This window comes from Lentzea sp. NPDC058436 (assembly GCF_042721515.1).
In the GTDB taxonomy this organism is placed as follows: domain Bacteria; phylum Actinomycetota; class Actinomycetes; order Mycobacteriales; family Pseudonocardiaceae; genus Lentzea.
This window is the reverse complement of record NZ_JBHXLF010000008.1, coordinates 103210-120850: the sequence shown is the minus strand read 5'-3', so window position 1 is coordinate 120850 and position 17641 is coordinate 103210. Positions and strand designations below refer to the sequence as shown.

The following is a 17641-nucleotide window of genomic DNA, read 5'->3' as shown; positions in this document are numbered from 1 at the left end:
CCTTCGGCCTAGCCTGAAGCCATGCACAACCGCGATCGGGAACGCACCCGCCGCCGGTTGCTGGACGCCGCGTTCGTCGAGTTCGCCGCCCACGGGATCGCCGGGGCCCGGATGGAACGCATCGCCCGCATAGCCCGGTGCTCCGCGGGCCTCGCCTACAACTACTACGGCGGCAAGGACGAGCTGTTCGACGCCGTGCAGTCCGAGGTGGCGGGCGCCACCTCGCTGGAGTTCGACGTCCGCGACCTGCCGGGGTACGCGGGCCGGTTGTACGACCTGCAGCACCAGCACCCCGAGTTCGCCCGGCTCGCGACCTGGCAGCGACTGGAGCGCCGTTCCCAGGAGGCCCGCACCGCGGAGGTCGAGGCGATCCGGTCCGCTCAGGAGGCCGGGCTGGTGTCGTCGCGGTTCCCCGCCGACCAGGTGTTGCAGCTGGTGCTGGCGGTCGCGTCGATGTGGGCCTCGGCTCCGTCGAGTTCGGACCACGGCGTGCGGCGGCGGACCGTCGAAGCCGCCGTGCACCGGCTGGTGGACCCGTAGCCTGGAGGTATGCGTGTTCTCGTCGTCGCCGCTCCCCTCCTGGGTCACGTCTTCCCGTTGATGCCGCTGGCCCTGGCTCTGCGCGACGCCGGACACGAGGTCGTCGTCGCCACGGGCGGTGAGGCGTTGCGGGTCCGCGACTCCGGGTTGCGGGTCGAGGACGTCGTCGGGTCGAAAGTCCGCTTCGGACCGATCGCACTGCGGATCATGCTCCGGCACCCGCTGGTGGCCAGGCGGGAGATGCGGGGCAGCGGCCGGCTCGACTTCGTGTCGCGGTTGTTCGGCGCGGTCGGTGACGCGATGACCAGGCCGTTGCGGGCGTTCGCCGAGAGCTGGCGGCCGGACGTGGTGGTGCACGAACCGCTGGCCGCCGCCGGGTCGGCGCTGGGCGTGCCGTCGATCATCCACGACGTGTCGCTGTTCGACGGGCTGGACCTGACGGCCGCGGTCGGTGCGCGCATGAAGGCCGCAGTGCGTTCTCCCACAACGGTTCTGCGCACGGCGCCGTCGTCGCTCGCGGAGTTCCTGGGCGGGAAGCCGATGCGGTTCGTGCCGTACAGCGGTGACGGCGAGGTGCCCCAGTGGCTCGCGGAACCGTCCGGCAAGCCCCGGATCCTGGTCAGCAGGAGCACCGCGCCCGGTCCGGGCTCCGGCCGGATGATGGCGGCCGTGGTCAGGGCGGCCGAGCGGGTGGACGCCGAGTTCGTGCTCGTGCGTCCCGACCGGACCGAGGGGCTGCCCGCCAACGTCCGGACGGTCGGATGGGTGCCGATCCCGCGCGTGCTGCCGTTCTGCGACGGGATCGTGCACCACGGCGGCGCGGGGACGTTGCTCGGCGCGCTCGCGGCCGGGGTGCCGCAGCTCGTCGAACCGGGGCCGGGTGACCGGACCGTGCACGCCGAGGCGATCACCAGGCGTGAGGCGGGGCTGAGGGCCGAGCCGCGCGACGTCACGCCGGACCTGCTCACGCGGCTGATCGAGGACTCGAAGCTGCAGCGGGCCGCCGGTGAGGTGCGCGCGGAGATCGCCTCGATGCCCTCGCCCGCGGACATAACCGATCAGTGGCACAGGTTCGTGAATTGACCCTGACGTAATAGAAGAGCACCTAATCTGACTCGGTGCGCATTCTCTTCTCGAGCCTAGGCTCCCACGGACACGTTTACCCGATACTTCCGCTCGCGACCGCCGCGCGAGCGCAAGGCCATGACGTTCTCTACGCCGTCGACTCAGGATTCCACGCGACAGTGGAAAAACTCGGACTCACGGTGGTCGACGCGGGCATCAGCATCTGGTCCGCGTTCCGCCAGGCGAACGAGCTGCACGGCACGGGCGAGTTCCGGCGCGACATGCTGCGCCAGACCGCCGTCGACGCGTTCGGATCAGTGCTGCCCAGGGCCTTCGTGGCCGACCTGGAGCCGGTGCTCGAACGGGACAAGCCCGACCTCGTCGTCTTCGAGCTCATGAACCCCGGCGCGGGTCTCGCGGCCATGCGCGCCGGAATTCCGGCCGTCTGCCACGGGTTCGGCAAGATGGACGAATCCCTTGTTCCGGAAGCGATGAGCGAGTTGCTCCTGAAGTACGTCGCCGAACTCGGGATCGCCCTGCCGAATGGGCAACATTACGGGCTCGGATCGACTTATCTCGACGTCTTCCCGCCGTCGCTGCAGGATCTGACGTTTCTTTCGGACGTGGATCGCATTCCGATGCGTCCGGTCCCGTTCACCGAGCCGGGCGAATTGCCCGGTTGGGTCGTGGAGCACGAAAGGCCGCTGGTCTACCTCACGTTCGGCACGGCGTTCTCGAACCAGGACGTGCTGCGGACGGCCATCACCGGGCTGTCCGGTGTGGACGCCGAACTCCTGGTCGCGACGGGCCCGCAGGTCGACCCGTCCCTGCTCACCGACGTCCCCGACCACGTGCACCTGCTGCCGTGGGTGCCTCAGGCGGATCTGCTCGCGCACGCAGATCTCGTCGTGCACCACGGTGGCGCCGGCACCACGATCGCCGCGATGACGCACGGCCTGCCGCAGCTCGTGCTGCCGCAGGGTGCCGACCACTTCCGCAACGCCGAGATCGTCGCGAGCACCGGCGTGGGAGCCCGGCTCGTCGGCGCGGACTTCACCGCGGACGCGGTGCGGGAGACGGCACGGAAGTTGTTGGAGGACAACGACGTTCGGATCGCGAACGCCGGCATCGCCGCGGAGATCGCCGCCATGCCGCACCCGGACGAGGTCGTGCCGAGGCTGGTCGAACTGGCCGGCTGAGGACGCGCGGACCGGTGCCTACTCGCTGGGCACCGGTTTCAACTCCGCCAGGACCTCGTCGACGGAGTCGTAGAGCGACAGGACGTCGGCCACGCCGGTGACCTGCAGCGGCCGCCTCACGGCGCGTTGCGGCGCCACGACGTGCAGTTTCCTGCCGTGTTCGTCGGCGATCTCGTGGGCGGAGATCAGCGTGGAGATGCCGGTCGAGCCGAAGAAGGTGACCAGGGCGAGGTCGGCGATCAGCGCGGGCCCGGCGGTGGCCAGGGCCAGGCGGACGGCGTCCAGCACGACATCCGCCGTGTCGACGTCGATCTCGCCTTCCACCGCTACGACCACCACGCCCGCCACCTCGGTGGCACGTACGGTGAGCAGCGGTGATTCCTCGAACTGTTCTTCGTTCACCAGCACTCCCCGGTGGCCGAAGCGCAAAAGACCCTGACTCCGAGCACGCTGCTGAACCCGGTTACGTCTCCGACGTTACGACCGTTGCTTCCCCATCACAACCTATCCCACGGCGTATCGGAAGTTGCGCGACCGTCCGACCACGAAAGGTCGCAGCGCCTCGAACACCTCTTCGTGCTGCTCCCGCACGCCGAGGCGCGGCGAGACGAGTTTGACCAGGTGGGTGGCCCCAGGGCCCAGTGCGGCACCGAGCGGCAGCACCCCCAGGAAGACCTCGGCGCTGGAGTGCGCGGCGATCTCCCTGGCGCGTTGGAGCGCCTCCAACGGCAGGTCCTCCACCATCACGTTGTCGCCCTCGTAGGCGTGCGGCGGCAGCGGCCTGCCGGCTGCTTCGGCGAACGGCTTCAGGCCGAACTCCTCCTTCACCACCGGCGCGACGCGGAGGTGGTCGATCTCGAACGGCTTCGTGCTCGCGAAGGTGATGCGGACGACGTCACCGAGGGTGGTGAGCGCCGGGGTGACGTGGTCGGGCAGGTCCCAGGTGTGGAACGCCTCGAACACCTCACGTTCGTAGCGGGCTTCGAAGAACAGCTCACCGGCGTGCACCTGCTCGATCGGGAGGAGCCCGAACTCCAGCGCGGTGACGACGTCGCCCACCTTCTCCGTCTTGACGACGCGGTCACTGGCGAGCCCGAACTCCCTGGCCAGCACGCTGAACCCGCCGCCGAGGGTGTAGCCGACGACACCGACGTCACTCGCGTCGCCACTGAGCGGCGCGAGGCCGTGCGGGGTGGCCTTCTCGATCACCTGCTGCCAGACCGCACCCGCCTCGGCCCTGGCGGTGCCGGTGGCGGGGTCGACCTCGACGGCGTTCATGCGCCTGGTGGAGATGAGGACACCGGTCGTGGCCCTGGTGAGCCCGTGGCCGGTGGTCTGGATCGCGTGGTCAAGGCCGTGGGACTCGGCGTGGGCGACGGCTTCCTCCACGTCGCGCACGTTCTCCACGGCGAAGATGACCTGCGGTTCGTGGCGGAGTCCGGTCTGGAAACCGCTGCGTTCCTCGTCGTAACCGGCGTCTCCGGGGTAGAAGATCTGCATGTCTCCAGGGTCACTGGCCTGCGTCTATATGTCCAAGATCTAGTTGTGCTGCGTTCTATAATCATCGGTTATGGAGCTTCGGCAGCTGGAGTACTTCGTCGCGGTCGTCGAGGAGGGCTCGTTCACCCGGGCGGCGGAGCGGGTGCACGTCGCGCAGCCCGGGATCAGCGCGCAGATCCGGCGGCTGGAGCGCGAGCTCGGGCACGACCTGCTGGACCGCTCGGGCCGCACGGTGACGCTGACCGACGTGGGCGCGGCGGTGCTGCCGCTGGCGAGGGCGGCGCTGGGGTCGGTGGAGTCCGCCCGGCGGACCGTGGAGGAGATGGCTGGGCTGGTGCGCGGGTCCGTGCGCGTCGGGATGGTCGTGTCGTGCGGGATCATGGACCTCCCCGAGCTGCTGGCGGACTATCACACCTCGTTCCCCGACGTCGAGATCACGTTGTCGGAGGCCAACTCCGACGCGCTGATCTCGTCCCTTGTGGACGGTCGGCTCGACTTCGCACTGGTCGGGTACGCGGGTGCGGAACCCGAGGGGCTGTCCGTCCGGGTGCTGGCCGACGAACCGCTCGTGGCCGCGGTCGCCAACTCGGATCCCTGGCACGGCAGGGAGTCCGTGCCGCTTTCCGAACTGCTGGAACGCGGGTTGATCAGCCTGCCGCCGGGCACCGGGTTGCGCGGGGCGCTGGACGCGGCGTGCGGTGCGCGACGGCCGCGGATCGCGTTCGAGGCGTCCGCACCGCCGATGGTGATCACACTTGCGCAGCGCGGGCTCGGCCCGGCGATCCTGGCCGAGTCGATGGTGTCCGGCCTGCACGCCGTGCGGATCACCGATCCCGTGCCGCACAGCAGGCTCGCGTTCGCGTGGCGCACCGAAGGTCCGCACAGCCCGGCCGCGCGAGCGTTGATCAGGTTGGCGGAAAATGAGATGACACCGGTTTAGACCTCTGTCACGATCAACCCATGTTCCTGACGGCTGAGCACAAGACGTACGCGGGTGTTCCCGCGGGCGCGCTCGCCGTCGCCTCGGTGCAGCTCGCCGGCGCCCGACTCTGACCCTTCTCCAGTCCATCCTTCAGGACCACTGGAGGAGGGTTGTGGCGGTCCGCGGTTCTGAGCCACCTTTCGCACCGAGGAACAGGAAGATGAAGCAGGAGTTCGTGCGCGCCAAGCCGCACCTCAACATCGGCACCATGGGGCACGTCGACCACGGCAAGACCACGCTGACCGCGGCCATCACCAAGGTTCTGTCCGAAAAGGACCCTTCGGGCACGACCTTCACGGCGTTCGACCGGATCGACCGGGCGCCGGAGGAGCTGGCCCGCGGCATCACGATCAACATCGCGCACGTCGAGTACGAGACGCCGACGCGTCACTACGCGCACGTCGACATGCCCGGCCACGCCGACTACGTGAAGAACATGATCACGGGTGCGGCGCAGCTGGACGGCGCGATCCTCGTGGTGTCCGCGGAGGACGGCACGATGCCGCAGACGCGTGAACACGTGGTGCTCGCGCACCGGGTGGGCGTGCCGCACGTGGTGGTGGCGCTGAACAAGGCCGACGCGGTGAGCGACCCGGAGCTGCTCGACCTGGTGGAGCTGGAGGTCCGCGACCTGCTCTCCCAGTACGGCTTCGACGGCGACGCCACACCGGTCGTGCGGGTGTCCGGCCTGCGCGCGCTGCAGGGCGACCCGGTGTGGGTGGAGTCAGTGGTGGACCTGCTCGACGCCGTGGACTCGCACGTCCCGGTGCCCGAGCGGGACGTCACCGGCCCGTTCCTGATGCCGATCGAGAACGTCCTGACCATCACCGGTCGCGGCACGGTCGTGACCGGCGCGATCGAGCGGGGCGTGCTCGGCCTGGGCGACCAGGTCGAGGTGCTCGGTCTCGGCTCCGCGGTGACCTCGGTCGCCACCGGCATCGAGACGTTCGGCAAGCCGATGCAGCAGGCCCAGGCGGGAGACAACGCCGCGATCCTGCTGCGCGGCGTGAAGCGCGGCGACGTCCGGCGCGGCCAGGTCCTGGCCCTGCCGGGCAGCGTCGCGCCGCACACCCGGTTCCGCGCGACCGTGTACCTGCTCTCGCACGCCGAGGGCGGCAGGCACACCGGTATCGCGTCGAACTACCGCCCGCAGTTCCACTTCCGCACCGGCGACGTCGTCGGCGTGGTGGAGCTCGACAGGACGCTGGCCCTGCCAGGTGACACCGTCGAGGTCGTGGTGGAGCTGGGCAAGGCGGTGGCGATGGACACCGGGCTGGGCTTCGCGATCCGCGAGGGCGGCAAGACCGTGGGTGCCGGCACGGTCGGCGAGATCCTCGCCTAGGCGGCGGTCGACGGCCCGAGAAGGTGGCCGCGCCGCCTTGGGAAGCGCGGTGGGACTTCGGTTCCGCCGCGCTTCCTACTTCGAGCCGTCGCTCACGGGCTCCGCTTCGACCGGCTTCGACTCGGGCGAGCCGCGCTGGCGCAGGTAAACGCTGAGGATCGCCATCGACGCGATCGCGAGGAACTCGGACTGCCAGTTCTGCAGCGACCGGTTCCAGAAGTCGGCGCTGAAGAAGTAGCCGACCAGGCTCGTCTTCTCCGCCAACGGGTCGGAGTTGTTGGCGTACCAGCCCGCGATCCACTGCATGGTCCACGAGAAGAGGAACAGCGACAGCATCGCGAGGCCGAGTGAGTTCTCGTAGAGCCAGCGGTGCCTGCGCTCGGGCTTCAGCCCGGCGTCCTTCACGCGCTTCGACTCCGGCGAGCCGCGTTCCACCAGCCAGACGGTGGCGGTGACGTACAGGAAGAACTGGAGGTACTCGGACTGCCAGTTCTCGAAGACGTCGACCACGAAGTCCGCGCTCGTGAGGTAGGCGCCCAGGGACAACACCGGCTGACCCAGCGCGGCCTGACGCTCGTTGTAGTCGGCGTGGCCGGCGAAGAACTGGCCGACCAGCGCCGCCAGGAAAAGTCCCGCGAAAACGAGCGTCAGGCTGTGCTCGCGCAGGAATCTCCTCATTGGACCCGGATGCCCTGCGCCTCAGGCATCAAACATCGATCAACGGCACGACCTGCTTGGCCCAGAAGTCGAAGAACTCCTGCTGCTGCGGGCCGATCTGCTGCACGTAGACCTCGTCGAACCCGGCGTCCGCGAACTCCTTGATCTTCTCCGCGTACTTCTCCGGATCCGGGCCGCACGGGATCGCGTCCCTGATCATGTCCGGCGTCACGAGCTCGGACGCCTGCTCGAAGTGGCGAGGGGTCGGCAGCACCTGGGCGAGCTCGCCGGGCAGGCCGTCGTTGGGCCACAGGCGGTGCGCGGTGGCGACGGCATCCTCTTCGGACTCCGCGTAGCAGACCTTGAGGCCGCTCTGGGCCGGGCCGCGGCCGCCCTCGGAGCGGTACTTCTTCACCAGTTCGCCGGCGGGGCCCACGGACACGTAGCCGTCGCCGCAGCGGGCCGCGAGCTTGACCGCCTTCGGGCCGAACGCGGACACGTAGATCGGCACCGGGCGTTCGGGGACGGTGTACACGCGGGCGTTCTCGACGGTGTAGTGCTTGCCGTGGTGCGTGACCTCGTCGCCCTGGTGCAGCGTGCGGATGAGGCCGATCGCCTCCTCCAGCATCTCCAGCCGCACGTCGGCGGACGGCCAGCGGTCGCCGAGCACGTGCTCGTTCAACGCCTCTCCGCTGCCGACGCCGAGGACGAACCTGCCCTCGGTCTGCACGGCCGCGGTGGCGGCTGCCTGCGCGATGACCGCCGGGTGGATGCGGACGATCGGGCACGTCACGGCCGTGGTGATGGGCAGCGTGACGGCCTCCGACAACGCGCCGATCGTGCCCCAGACGAACGGGGACTGGCCCTGCTCGTCGTTCCACGGGTGGAAGTGGTCGGAGATCCACAGCGCCTCGAAGCCTTGTTCCTGGGCCATTCGAGCGTTCCGGACCAGCTCGCGCGGCCCGTGTTCTTCCGAGGAAAGGAAATAGCCCAGCTTCACGGCAGCAACTCCTGGATCTTGGTCTGCAGTCCGCGGCGCAACACGTCCCACGCGTCGGGGTCGCCTCGCAGCACCGCCTCGGTCATGTCCTTGATCTGCTCGAACGTCGCGTGCGGCGGGATCGGCGGCACGTTCGGGTCGCAGCGCACGTCGAGCACGGTCGAGCCGTCGAACGCGAGCGCGGTCTCCCAGGCCGTGCCGAGCTGCGCCGGGTCGTTGATCTCGATGCCCTGCAGGCCGATGGACCGCGCGAAGGAGGCGTACGAGATGTCCGGAAGTGTCTGCGACTCCTCGAACTTCGGCGCTCCGCCCATCGCGCGCAGCTCCCACGTAACCTGGTTGAGGTCGTTGTTGTGGAACACGCAGACGACGCAACGGATGCCGTACCGCTTCAACGTCAGCAGCTCCGCCATGCCGTTCATCTGCATGGCGCCGTCTCCGACCAGGGCGATCAACGGCCGGTCGGGCTGCGCGAAGGCGGCGCCCAGCGCGTACGGCACGGCGCAGCCCATCGTGGCGAGCGTGCCGGACAACGAGGACCGGACGTTCCCGCGGATCTTGAGCAGCCGTGCGTACCAGTTCGTCGCCGAGCCCGAGTCCGCGGTGACGATCGCGTTGTGCGGCAGGCGTTTCGAGAGCTCCGAGACGATCCGCATCGGGTTGACCGGGTCGGCGGGCACCTGCGCCTGCCGTTCGACGACCTCCCACCAGCGTTCGACGTTCTTCTCGATCGTCTCGCGCCACGAGCGGTCGGTCTTCTCGTCCAGCAACGGGATCAGCGCGCGCAACGTCTCCCGCGCGTCGCCGACGAGGTTGACCTCGGTCGGGTAGCGCATGCCGATCGAGCGGCCGTCGACGTCGACCTGCACGCCGCGCGCCTTGCCGTACTGCGGCAGGAACTGGGAGTACGGGAAGTTCGAGCCGACGATCAGCAACCGGTCGCAGTCGCGCATCATCTCGTACGACGGACGGGTGCCGAGCAGCCCGATCGAGCCCGTCACGTACGGCAGGTCGTCGGGCAGGACGTCCTTGCCCAGCAACGCCTTCGCGACGCCGGCACCGAGCAGGTCGGCGACCGCGCGCACCTCCTCGGCCGCGTCACGGGCGCCCTGGCCGATCAGGATCGCGACCTTCTCGCCGCTGTTCAGCACCTCGGCCGCGCGCCGGACGTCGTCCAGGGCGGGCACGACGGTCGACGACGGGCGAGACGGCGGGCTCGACGGGATGTACTTGAACTCGTGCTTGGGAGCGGCGTAGTCCTGCTCCTGCACGTCGTTCGGGATGATCAGCACAGCGGGCGCGCGTTCGGACTGGGCCGTGCGCATCGCCCGGTCCAGCGCGTTCGGCAGCTGCTCGGGCACCGTGACGTCGACCAGGAACGAGGCGACGTCGCGGAACAGCGAGTGCAGGTCGACCTCCTGCTGGTAGCTGCCTCCCTGCGCGGTCCTGGCGGTCTGGCCGACGATCGCGACGACCGGCACGTGGTCGAGCTTCGCGTCGTAGAGGCCGTTGAGCAGGTGGATCGCACCCGGCCCCGAGGTGGCGAGGCAGACGCCGACGTCACCGCTGAACTTGGCGAAGCCGACGGCGGCGAACGCGGCCATCTCCTCGTGGCGGGTCTGGATGAACCTGGGATCGTTGTCGGCCTTGCCGAACGCGGCCACGATCCCGTTGATGCCGTCGCCGGGATACGCGAACACCTGCTTGACACCCCAGTCGCGCAGGCGTTGCACGACGAAGTCCCCGACGGTCATGAGTTGTTCCCTTCCAGCACGTACACCGTGTACGCGGAACGGATGATCGGCTGCGCGACGTTGCGGACCCGGACCCCGCCCGGCGTCAGACCCTGTTCGGTGCCGAAGTGCGCGTGGCCGTGCACCGCGAGATGCGTGCCGGTCGCGTCGATGGCCTCGCCGAGCAGGTACGAGCCGAGGAACGGGTAGATCTCCGGCGGCTCACCGCGCAACGTGTCGGGCACCGGCGCGTAGTGCGTCAGCGCGACCTTGATGTCGGTGTCCAGTTCGGACAGTGCGCCCCGGAGGTTCTCGGCGATGTCGACGGTGTGCTGGACGAACGCCTTCATCTCGCGCTCGCCGAACGCGCTGCCGCACTTGCCCGCGAACCCGCCGCCGAACCCCTTCACGCCCGCGACGCCGATCGAGCAGCCGTTGACCCGGTGGGTGAACGTCGTGCCCTCCAGGACGTGGATGCCCTTGTCCTCCAAGGTCTTGGTGACCTCAAGAGGCTTGTCGTCCTGGTGGTCGTGGTTGCCCAGCACGGCGACCACGGGCACCGGCAGGTCCGCGAACTCGTCCGCGACCACCTCGGCCTCGACGACCGTGCCGTGCCGGGTCAGGTCACCGGCCAGGAGAAGGACGTCGGCGTGCTCGCCGACCTTCTCCAGCGCCGGACGCAGGTGCCCGCGCATGTCCTCGCCGAGGTGGATGTCCCCGACCGCAGCGACTCGGATCATCGCAGGTCCTCCTCACCCTCCGGTTCGCCCGCAGGTGTCACGCGCACGTCGTTGAAGATCGTCAGCTCGGGGGCGGCCTCGTGCAGGACCTCCTCCAGCGCGGCCCGGCGGTCCGCGCACGCCACGTCGCCGGAGAGCATCACGTGATCTCCGCGCACGGTGACGCGCACGCCCAGCTCGGCGGTCCGGGGGTCCTCGGCCACCGCCCTACGCAGATTTGCCGCCAGGTACTGCTCGGAACTCATGGTTCCTCCCGATGATGTCCAGGCGTTCGATGAGCATCAGGAACGCTTCGGCGTACGGAGAGGCCTTGGTCTCCTCGCGCACCTGGTCCCAGTCGATCTGTTCGCGCAACGCACGGGCGAACGGCAGCAGTTCGCTGAAGTCGCAGCGATGTCCGTCCAGCACCAGCAGCTTGCTGCTCAGCACGAAGGTCGCCGGCATGACCGGCAGCATCACCGAACCGACGGGCATGTCCTCCGCCATCGCCAGGACTTCGTCGGTCACCGGCCGCTCGTTGGGCCGGAACAACAGGTCCACCAGCGAGTCACCGTCGTAGACCTTCAGCAGCCAGTCCTCCGGCGGCTCCGCACCGCGCAGTCCCGCCTCCACCAGCACCCGCACGGCCTCGTTGACGTCCTCCTCCTTCACCAGGAGGTCGACGTCGTGCTCACTCACGGGTCCTCCTCGCGCATAACCGGCACAGCCACCGGTCAGCGCGAACGGGATCTCCGCTCCACGTAAGACCTTGGCGACCTTGGTCAAGGTCATCAGCAGTTCGGCCTGCACGTCGCTCATGCACTCCGGGCTACCCGCCGATGCGCGGAGTGAACCTCAGTCCGTGGCGAGGCGCGCGTGGGTCTCGGTGTCGTAGCGGACGCCGTCGTAGAGCAGCCGGGCGCGTTCGACACCCTCCACGGCGAACCCCGCCCCTGTCGCGACGCGGCAGGAAGCGGGGTTGTCCACGCGGTGTGCGAGCTCCAGGCGGAACAGGCCCAGTTCGGCGAACGCGAACTCGCTCACGGCCCTGCACGCCTCGGTCGCGAGGCCCTTGCCCCGCGCCTCCTCCCGCATCCAGTACGAGATCCACCCGGTGAGGTGACGGCGTTCCACGCTCGACACGGCGACGTTGCCCACCGGCACGCCCTCGTGCAGCACGGCGAACGAGTAGGCGGTGTCCTCCTCGCGACGGGCCATGAGCAGCGCGATCCAGTCCTGCGCGGCGGTGAGCGAGTCGATCGGGAGGGTGAACTGGCGGGCCATCAGCCCCTCGCCGGCCGCGGCCAGGATGATCGGGGCGTCGTCGAGGTGCCAGGGCCGCAGCAGGGTGTCCACCCCTCCACCTTCCGAATTCGGGCATCCCCCTGCAACTCAGGGGGCGTCCCGCACGTCAGAAGAACAACGGCAAAGGGAGAGCAGATGGTCATTTTCGGCTGGCGGACGACGATCGAGCAGCTGCGGATGCTGCAGCTGGTGTGCGGGCACTGCCACCACCAGTCGGCGCACAACCTGTTCCGGCGCTACACGAAGCCGACCATCTTCTTCATCCCGCTGTTCACGATCAGCAGCAAGTACGGCCTGCAGTGCACGTTCTGCGGTGTCTCCTACGACATCAGCAAGATGCACGCGCATCAGCTCGTCTGACAGGCCTCGCATCCGGGCGCGTGCTCGTCGGTGGTGACGCGCCCGCACTCCGGGCAGATCAGTTCGAGAAGGCAGGCCGGCTCAGCCTCAGGGACACGGCCGAGGTCCAGACCCAGCCGATCGTCGCGACCGCGTAGAGCAGCACCGTGCCGCCGGGGTCGCCCAGGAACGCCATCGGCACCATCAGGAGCACGCCCGTCAGGCCGCTCATCACCGCCAGCCACCCTCCGAGCCTACGCGCGAACACGAAGCACGCCCCGATCCAGCCGATCATCGCGACGCCGAACGCGACCGCGTGCAACGCGCCGTGCCAGGACATCGACGCGGGTAGTCCGTCCGGTGCGCCGAGCGGGAAGCCGAGGGCCGGATCGGCGACGAACACCCCGCCGAGGATCATCCCCACCCCCATCAGGCCGATCAGCCGCGCACCCCACCTCGTGTGCTTCGCCATGCCCGTGGCCGCGACCACGAACAACGCGCCGCTGACGACGAAGTTCGCGATCTGGATCCAGCCGAGCGAGCCGAGGCTGAGCATGCTGAACGGGTGCCGCGCGAGGTCGAAGCCCTCGCGGGTGAACGCCTGGGCGTACCCGACGACGAGGTAGAGCGGACCGGCGACGACACCACAGGCGATGCGGGACATGGGTTCCTCCGAGGTTCGGTGTGGGGAGAACGAAACCACCGACAATTTTTTTTGTCAAGACTAGTCACGCTGTCTTGACGAAGAGAATCGTCGGGAGCAGGATGGCACCATTCCACCGACCAGAACGGGAGATCCGATGGGCCACGAGTTCACGAGCACCGACGAGATCGAGGTGCCGGCGTCCGTCGAGGACGTCTGGACGGCCATCGCGACGGGGCCGGGCATCGACTCGTGGTTCATGGGCCGCAACGAGGTCGCGAACGGCCAGGTCAAGATGGCCTTCGGCGGCTACGAGCCGACGAGCGAGATCACCGCCTCCGAGCCGGGCAGCCACTTCGCGTACGACAGCGGCAAGGCCCCTGACGGCCGGTTCATCGCCTACGAGTTCCTCGTCGAGGCCCGTGAGCAGAGCAGCACCGTGCTGCGGATGGTCACGAGCGGCTTCCTGCCCGGTGACGACTGGGCCGACGAGTTCGAGGCGATGACGCTGGGCGGCGCGCTGTTCCGCCGCACGCTGCTGGAGTACCTGACGTACTTCCCCGGCCGCACGGCCCGTCCGCTCACGGTCTTCGGGCCGATGATCAGCGACTGGGACGAGGCCTGGAAGAAGCTGGACGCGGCGCTGGCCGAGAGGCTCCCGGACGCCGTCGAGTTCCACCGCAACGCCCACACGATCGGCCTGCGCACCGACCGCGGCATGTACCGGTTCATGCGCGGGTTCTTCGGCCCGATCATCGCCGCACACCACGTCTTCGAGGGCGACGAGTCCGAACAGGACTGGCAGAGCTTCCTCGACACCACCCTGGGAGAGAACCGATGACGCACTTCACGACTTCCGCCGACGGCACCGAGATCGCGTACTCGATCACCGGCTCCGGTCCCGCGCTGGTCCTCGTGGACGGCGCCATGTGCCACCGCATGTTCGGACCGTCGACCGAGCTCGCGTCGGTGCTGGACAAGAACTTCACCGTCTACACCTACGACCGGCGCGGCCGCGGCGAGACCGGTGACGGCGCGACGCCGTGGTCGCTGGAGCACGAGGTCGAGGACATCGACGCCGTGATCAGGGAGGCCGGCGGCAGCGCGTTCGTCTTCGGCGTCTCCTCGGGCGCGGTGCTGGCCCTCGAAGCGGCCACGCGCCTGCCGTCCATCTCCCGGCTCGCGATCTACGAGGCGCCGTTCGTCGTGGACGACACCTACAAGCCGCGGCCGGCGGACATCGTGCGGCAGATGAACGACATGCTGGCGCGCGACGACCGCTCCGGGATGCTCTCGACGTTCATGAAGATGGTCGGCGCGCCCGGCTTCGGCGTCGCGGTGATGAAGCTGACGCCGGTGTGGAAGAAGCTCAAGCTCGTCGCGCACACGCTGCCGTGGGACCTCACGATCCTGGGCGACGACGGCCGCGGCTCCAAGCTGCCCACCGACCGCTGGACCGTCAAGGTGCCGACGCTCGCGATGGACGGCGGCAAGAGCCCCGAGTACCTCCGCAACGCCATGAAGAACGTCGCGGAGGTGGTGGGAGCGGACTACCGGACGCTGCCCGGTCAGACGCACATGTACAAGTCGTCGGTCATGGCGCCGGAGCTGGTGGAGTTCTTCTCGCGGGCCCAGCGCACCGCGGGTCCCATCGCGTAACCGGCCACGACGAACAGCCCGCCGACCAGCACCCAGCCGATCGCGCCCCAGCCGAGCACGACGGTGGTGAGCAGGGCGGGGCCGACCATGCGCGCGACGGCCGTTCCCGTCGCGAAGAAGCCCTGGTACTGGCCCTGCCGGTCGGCGGGTGCGAGGGCGAAGCTGATCTCCCACGCACCGGACGCGAGCATCATCTCGCCGAGCACCTGCAGCGCGGCGGCCGCGACCAGCAGCGCCGCCGCGGGCCAGGCGCCGAAGCCGAACGCGGTGGTGGCGAACACGGCACAGGACGCGAGCATGACCAGTCGGGCGTGCTTGACGAGCCTCGACGACGCGGTGAGTCCCTGCGCGCGCTGGGCGATCCTGACCTGGAACAGCACGACGGCCGCGGTGTTGAGCACCAGCAGCGCGGCGGCGAGCCACGTCGGCGCCTCGGTGCGCTGCACGATCCACAGCGGGATGATCAGGCTCAGCAGCGGCATGTAGAGCAGCATCACGGCGTTGATCAGCGTGATCAGGGCGTACGGGCGGTCCTTCAGGACGTCGAACTTGCCCTTCGTCCTGGACATGACGGTCTCCGGGAGCGTGCTCAGCACGACTGCGGCGATGAGGAACGCGACGACGTCGAGCACGAACACGGCCGTGTAGGCGGCCTCGGTGCCGAGGTGCAACGCGAACCCGCCCGCCGCCGCACCGATCGCGATGCCGGCGTTGGCCGTGGACTGGATGCGCGCACGCGCCCGTGTGCGCTCCTCCGGCGTGGTGAGCCCGGCGAGCAGGGCCTGCCGGGACGCCTGAAGGCCGCTCTGGAAGCTCGCGTACAGGCACATGACCAGGACGAACGCGCCGAAGTTCCGGGTGAGCAGCAGGATGCCGATGCTGGCGGCCGTGGCGGCGGCGAGCACGACGGCGGTGGTGCGCGGGCCCAGGCGGTCGGCGACGTGTCCCAGCGCGACTCCGGCGACGGCTCCGACACCCCACGCGAGGGTCAGCGCGAGGCCGACCTTCGCCGCGCTCAGGCCCACGACCTGCGTGAAGTAGAGCGCCGAGACGACGAGGAACCCGCCGTCCCCGATCGAGTTCGTGAGCTGTGCGTACGCGAGTCGCCTGGTCATGTCCTAGACCGTAGGACGGTGATTGGCCCTAGCCGTGGGACAAGACCGCGCTGCGTTTCTGGGCCAATTTCGTGCCCGCCCACGACACCGCGAAGCCCAGAAGGCAGAAGACCACCGCGACGAACAGGCTGTTCAGGGCGACGGCGCCGTACCCCTGCTGCCGCGGGTCGAGGAACGGGTACGGGTACCAGCCGACGATCGAGCCCCTGACCAGCGAGTACACCAGGTAGGCGAACGGGAACGCGAGCCAGGTCCACCACCTGCGGGTTCGTTCCGGCGCGAGCAGCCACTCCGCCACCACGAGGATCGGGACGATCGTGTGCAGCACCCAGTTCGCGTAGGACGGCGTCTGCACGTCGATGCCCTTCAACAGCAGCCAGTACACGAGGCCCGTCGTCGCCATGTAGAGCACGGCCGCGCCCCTGATCTGCGCCGACACCGGCCTGAACACGCCCAGCAGCGCCACCACCGCGGCGAAGAGGTTCGACAGGATGGTGAAGAAGCTGTAGTGGTCGACCGGCCGGAACCGGTCGCCCAGCACGACTATCAGGTAGATCTCCGCCGAAAGAACCAGCAGCAACACGACCATCCGGAGCAGCTTGATCACGTCCGGAATTAGAACTCGGTTTCGTCAGGGGTGCATCCGGGAGCCCTTGAAGATCTTGTCGACGGCGTTCTTCTGGCCGTGCACGGCGATGCCGACCAGGTCGAGGTCCTGCGTGTGCACCTTGCGGACGGCCGCGCGGTTGTCGGCGTCGTTGCCGGTCGCGAACAGGTCGGCGGTGAAGATCGTCATCGCCTGCTCGCGGTTGAGCGCCCGTTCGTGGGCCTTCTTGAGCAGTTCGGCGGTGCCCTGGAGGACCACGACGGGCTGGCCGAACATCGGCAGGTAGTGCACGTCGTCGGCGTCGACGTAGGGCTCGCCCCTCAGCGTCTCCGGCAGGCCGCTGACGAGGAAGGCCGTGACGTTCAGCGCCTGCCAGCCGGCCAGGTCGTCCCGCAGCAGCACAGCGATCTTGGTGTCGAACATGGACACCACGATCGCGGGCGTTCCCGTGTGCGGTCTTGTACGTTCCTGACATGAGCACGGCCGCGTGGAAGCCCGCGGTGGAAGGCATCAAGGAGGTCTTCCACGCCTCCTTCACGACGCACGTCTACCCGGCGCACACGCACGACGCGTGGACGTTGATGGTGCTCGACACCGGTGCCGTGCGGTACGAACTGGACCGTCACGAGCACGGCGCTCTCGTGGACGGCGTCACGCTGTTGCCGCCGCACGTGCCGCACGACGGCCGGTCCGCGTTGCCGACGGGCTTCCGCAAGCGCGTGCTGTACCTCGACGACTCCGCGCTGCCGTCCGACCTGGTCGGCAAGGCCGTCGACACGCCGATGCTGCCCGATCCCCTGCTGCGACAACGGGTGCACCAGCTGCACCTCGCGCTGGACGAGCCGTTCGAGGCGTCGTCGCGGCTCGCGTTGATCACCGAACGGCTGGTGCACCACTTCGCCGGCACCACACCGGTCGCGCACGCCGATCCGACGCTGGCCGACCGGTTGCGGCAGTTGCTGGACGCGTCGCTGCCGTCGGGGATCACCCTGGCCGAGGCCGCTTCGGAGTTGCAGACCAGTCCCACGCACCTCGTGCGGGCGTTCAGCCGCCGGTTCGGGTTGCCGCCGCACCGGTACCTGACCGGCCGCCGTGTGGACCTCGCCCGTGGCTTGCTGATCGAGGGACGGCCCGCGGCCGAGGTGGCGGTGCTGGCCGGGTTCCACGACCAGTCGCACCTGACGCGCCATTTTCGCCGTGTCCTGGGTACGAGTCCCGGACGCTTCGTACGCTGAC

The 17641-nt window shown here is 69.1% G+C and carries 22 protein-coding genes; 9 read left to right on the top strand and 13 right to left on the bottom strand.

Features of this window, described 5'->3' with window-relative positions; genetic code table 11:
- Positions 1-21 precede the first annotated feature (21 nt).
- Genes ACFWN2_RS27195 through ACFWN2_RS27185 form a run of 3 tightly spaced genes read left to right on the top strand, consistent with a single transcriptional unit; the run spans position 22 to position 2804 of the window.
- Positions 22-540, top strand: coding sequence for a TetR family transcriptional regulator (locus ACFWN2_RS27195; protein ID WP_382431990.1), 519 nt, complete (start codon positions 22-24; stop codon positions 538-540).
- 9 nt (positions 541-549) lie between these two features.
- Positions 550-1623 carry a nucleotide disphospho-sugar-binding domain-containing protein gene (locus tag ACFWN2_RS27190; protein WP_382431988.1) on the top strand — a complete coding sequence of 358 codons (1074 nt, stop codon included), beginning with the start codon at positions 550-552 and terminating at the stop codon, positions 1621-1623.
- A gap of 35 nt (positions 1624-1658) precedes the next feature.
- The gene (locus ACFWN2_RS27185) at positions 1659-2804 is read left to right on the top strand and encodes a glycosyltransferase (protein ID WP_382431986.1); all 1146 of its coding nucleotides are present in this window, start codon (positions 1659-1661) and stop codon (positions 2802-2804) included.
- 18 nt (positions 2805-2822) lie between these two features.
- Here ACFWN2_RS27185 and ACFWN2_RS27180 read toward each other — a convergent pair whose 3' ends face one another.
- Positions 2823-3206: an STAS domain-containing protein gene (locus ACFWN2_RS27180; protein WP_382431984.1), complete on the bottom strand. Its 384-nt coding sequence runs from the start codon at positions 3204-3206 to the stop codon at positions 2823-2825.
- A gap of 102 nt (positions 3207-3308) precedes the next feature.
- Positions 3309-4304, bottom strand: a complete 996-nt coding sequence (locus tag ACFWN2_RS27175; protein ID WP_382431982.1) for an FAD-binding oxidoreductase — start codon at positions 4302-4304, stop codon at positions 3309-3311.
- A 70-nt stretch (positions 4305-4374) separates the two neighbouring features.
- Between ACFWN2_RS27175 and ACFWN2_RS27170 the strand changes: the two genes are divergently transcribed.
- Positions 4375-5244: a LysR family transcriptional regulator gene (locus ACFWN2_RS27170; RefSeq protein ID WP_382431980.1), complete on the top strand. Its 870-nt coding sequence runs from the start codon at positions 4375-4377 to the stop codon at positions 5242-5244.
- Positions 5245-5446: 202 nt separating this feature from the next.
- On the top strand, positions 5447-6628 hold the full coding sequence (gene tuf, locus ACFWN2_RS27165) for an elongation factor Tu (RefSeq protein ID WP_382431978.1): 1182 nt from the start codon (positions 5447-5449) through the stop codon (positions 6626-6628).
- 75 nt (positions 6629-6703) lie between these two features.
- On the opposite strand, the gene ACFWN2_RS27160 is transcribed toward tuf, so the two are convergent.
- Genes ACFWN2_RS27160 through ACFWN2_RS27130 form a run of 7 tightly spaced genes read right to left on the bottom strand, consistent with a single transcriptional unit; the run spans position 6704 to position 12093 of the window.
- Positions 6704-7306 (bottom strand): DUF6766 family protein, encoded by a 603-nt coding sequence (locus ACFWN2_RS27160; protein ID WP_382431976.1) that lies wholly within the window; start codon positions 7304-7306, stop codon positions 6704-6706.
- 28 nt (positions 7307-7334) lie between these two features.
- The gene (locus ACFWN2_RS27155; RefSeq protein ID WP_382431974.1) at positions 7335-8285 is read right to left on the bottom strand and encodes a TIGR03557 family F420-dependent LLM class oxidoreductase; all 951 of its coding nucleotides are present in this window, start codon (positions 8283-8285) and stop codon (positions 7335-7337) included.
- Positions 8282-10039 carry a thiamine pyrophosphate-requiring protein gene (locus ACFWN2_RS27150; protein ID WP_382431972.1) on the bottom strand — a complete coding sequence of 586 codons (1758 nt, stop codon included), beginning with the start codon at positions 10037-10039 and terminating at the stop codon, positions 8282-8284. The genes ACFWN2_RS27155 and ACFWN2_RS27150 overlap by 4 nt, the downstream gene beginning before the upstream one ends.
- Positions 10036-10758, bottom strand: a complete 723-nt coding sequence (locus ACFWN2_RS27145; RefSeq protein WP_382431970.1) for a metallophosphoesterase — start codon at positions 10756-10758, stop codon at positions 10036-10038. Before ACFWN2_RS27145 ends, ACFWN2_RS27150 begins: the two co-directional genes overlap by 4 nt.
- Complete coding sequence (locus ACFWN2_RS27140) at positions 10755-10961, bottom strand: BON domain-containing protein (RefSeq protein ID WP_322788954.1); 207 nt, start codon at positions 10959-10961, stop codon at positions 10755-10757. The genes ACFWN2_RS27145 and ACFWN2_RS27140 overlap by 4 nt, the downstream gene beginning before the upstream one ends.
- Positions 10962-10965: 4 nt before the next feature.
- Positions 10966-11556, bottom strand: coding sequence for a hypothetical protein (locus ACFWN2_RS27135; RefSeq protein WP_382431967.1), 591 nt, complete (start codon positions 11554-11556; stop codon positions 10966-10968).
- A 36-nt stretch (positions 11557-11592) separates the two neighbouring features.
- Positions 11593-12093: a GNAT family N-acetyltransferase gene (locus ACFWN2_RS27130; RefSeq protein ID WP_382431965.1), complete on the bottom strand. Its 501-nt coding sequence runs from the start codon at positions 12091-12093 to the stop codon at positions 11593-11595.
- A gap of 84 nt (positions 12094-12177) precedes the next feature.
- On the opposite strand from ACFWN2_RS27130, the gene ACFWN2_RS27125 reads away from it, so the two are divergent.
- The gene (locus ACFWN2_RS27125) at positions 12178-12402 is read left to right on the top strand and encodes a zinc-ribbon domain-containing protein (protein WP_089921678.1); all 225 of its coding nucleotides are present in this window, start codon (positions 12178-12180) and stop codon (positions 12400-12402) included.
- 58 nt (positions 12403-12460) lie between these two features.
- On the opposite strand, the gene ACFWN2_RS27120 is transcribed toward ACFWN2_RS27125, so the two are convergent.
- Positions 12461-13045 (bottom strand): DUF998 domain-containing protein, encoded by a 585-nt coding sequence (locus tag ACFWN2_RS27120; RefSeq protein WP_382431962.1) that lies wholly within the window; start codon positions 13043-13045, stop codon positions 12461-12463.
- A 136-nt stretch (positions 13046-13181) separates the two neighbouring features.
- Between ACFWN2_RS27120 and ACFWN2_RS27115 the strand changes: the two genes are divergently transcribed.
- Together ACFWN2_RS27115 and ACFWN2_RS27110 are read left to right on the top strand one after the other, a co-directional pair.
- Positions 13182-13865, top strand: coding sequence for an SRPBCC domain-containing protein (locus ACFWN2_RS27115; RefSeq protein WP_382431960.1), 684 nt, complete (start codon positions 13182-13184; stop codon positions 13863-13865).
- Positions 13862-14683 carry an alpha/beta fold hydrolase gene (locus ACFWN2_RS27110; protein WP_382431958.1) on the top strand — a complete coding sequence of 274 codons (822 nt, stop codon included), beginning with the start codon at positions 13862-13864 and terminating at the stop codon, positions 14681-14683. The genes ACFWN2_RS27115 and ACFWN2_RS27110 overlap by 4 nt, the downstream gene beginning before the upstream one ends.
- On the opposite strand, the gene ACFWN2_RS27105 is transcribed toward ACFWN2_RS27110, so the two are convergent.
- Genes ACFWN2_RS27105 through ACFWN2_RS27095 form a run of 3 tightly spaced genes read right to left on the bottom strand, consistent with a single transcriptional unit; the run spans position 14593 to position 16828 of the window.
- On the bottom strand, positions 14593-15798 hold the full coding sequence (locus ACFWN2_RS27105) for an MFS transporter (RefSeq protein WP_382431956.1): 1206 nt from the start codon (positions 15796-15798) through the stop codon (positions 14593-14595). The two genes, ACFWN2_RS27110 and ACFWN2_RS27105, sit on opposite strands and share 91 nt — an antisense overlap.
- Before the next feature lie 28 nt (positions 15799-15826).
- Positions 15827-16405 (bottom strand): Pr6Pr family membrane protein, encoded by a 579-nt coding sequence (locus ACFWN2_RS27100; RefSeq protein WP_382431954.1) that lies wholly within the window; start codon positions 16403-16405, stop codon positions 15827-15829.
- A gap of 24 nt (positions 16406-16429) precedes the next feature.
- On the bottom strand, positions 16430-16828 hold the full coding sequence (locus ACFWN2_RS27095) for a DUF2000 family protein (protein ID WP_382431952.1): 399 nt from the start codon (positions 16826-16828) through the stop codon (positions 16430-16432).
- A gap of 50 nt (positions 16829-16878) precedes the next feature.
- Here ACFWN2_RS27095 and ACFWN2_RS27090 point away from each other — a divergent pair, with 50 nt between their 5' ends.
- Complete coding sequence (locus ACFWN2_RS27090) at positions 16879-17640, top strand: AraC family transcriptional regulator (protein WP_382431950.1); 762 nt, start codon at positions 16879-16881, stop codon at positions 17638-17640.
- The last annotated feature ends 1 nt before the right edge of the window (position 17641 follow it).